Source organism: Leucobacter faecis, assembly GCF_054456695.2.
In genome coordinates, this window is record NZ_JBTJER020000027.1 from 1 (window position 1) to 1,400 (window position 1,400).

A 1,400-nucleotide genomic window follows, 5' to 3' on the forward strand; every position below is an offset into this window, starting at 1 on the left:
AGTCGCTGTGAGTATTAAGTTGGCTGGTCTGGGACTGGCTGGCAGGCTAGGCACTGGCCGTTGATTCTCACTCCCGAGTGTGACCCGAATAAGTCGCTGACCCCCTCTGGGGTGTCTTGATTCTGATATGTCCGCCCGGGAAGGAGAACCGCGGCCGGTGCCTACCTGCCCACTCCAATGACTTGATTAGAAGAACACCCACCATTACTGGTGTGGTCCGTCACAGTGGTGTCTTGGCGTGATTTCCCCAGGCTGGCGCCGGCCGCGTAGCGGCCGACCCATCCTGAAAGAAAGGCACTCACCGCATGTCTATTGTGGCGCATAATCACCCCTTCGTGGTGGGAGTAGACACCCATGCCCGTACCCACACGTACGCGATCGTCACCTCCGCGGGCGTCGAAGTCGACCACGAAACGTTCCCGTCGACCTTGCCCGGCATGAAACGCGCCCTCGCCTGGCTCACACGCCGTACCGGGGGCGACCTCTCAACCCTGCTCGTGATCGAGGGCATCGCCACCTATGGCGCGAAGCTCGCCCGCCTGGCGGCCGAGGCCGGGTGGGAACAGATCGCAGAAGCACCCGCTACCCCGCCCCGCACGCGCGCGGGCCGGGGAAAGAGCGATGCCCTGGACGCGGTCTTGATGGCCCGGGCCGCGCTCCCTATCGCGCTGACCGACCTGCGGCGCCCTCGCGCCGACGCGGGTGCACGCGCCGCGGTACGGGTGCTGTTGACCGCGCGCAATGACATCGCCGACGAGAACACCCAGAAAATGAACGCCCTCATCGCGTTAGTGCGCGTCCATGAGCTCGGCGTCGACGCCCGTACCGGCCTGACACGCGCCCAGGTGCGTGAGATCAGCCGGTGGCGTCACCGGGACGAACTATTGGAAGTGAAAACGGCGCGGGCAGAAGCGGTCCGCCTGGCCGCCCGCCTAATCGTCCTGTTCGCGGAGCTCGACGAGAACCGGCGTACGCTGCGTGAGCTGTTGCTGACCACCCCGGCAGCGGGGCTGCTGGACGAGGCTGGGATTGGTGACATCACCGCGGCGCGGTTGTACGAGGCGTGGTCGCATCTGGGGCGGTTAAAGAGCGAGGCCGCGTTCGCGTCGCTTGCAGGAGTGAACCCGATCCCAGCGTCATCGGGGAACACGGTACGGCACAGGTTGAACCGGTATGGCGACCGGCAGCTGAACCGGGCCCTCCATTTGATCGCGGTGACCCGGGCACGGTGTGACGAGGCTACGCGCGCGTACGTGGAGCGGAGGCTTGGTGAGGGGCGGACACTGAAAGAAGTGCGTCGCTGTTTGAAGCGGTATATTGCACGTCAAGTGTTTCGGCAGTTGAACGCCGCGGCCGCCCCTCAACTGGCGAGTTGACAAACATAGAAGAATCAGAATCCA

At 64.6% G+C, this 1,400-nt stretch carries 1 protein-coding gene; it reads left to right on the top strand.

Annotation, left to right across the window (positions count from 1 at the left end; all coding sequences use genetic code 11):
* Positions 1-305: 305 nt before the first annotated feature.
* Positions 306-1,376: an IS110 family RNA-guided transposase gene (locus ACXR2W_RS14110; protein ID WP_458817136.1), complete on the top strand. Its 1,071-nt coding sequence runs from the start codon at positions 306-308 to the stop codon at positions 1,374-1,376.
* Positions 1,377-1,400: the final 24 nt, after the last annotated feature.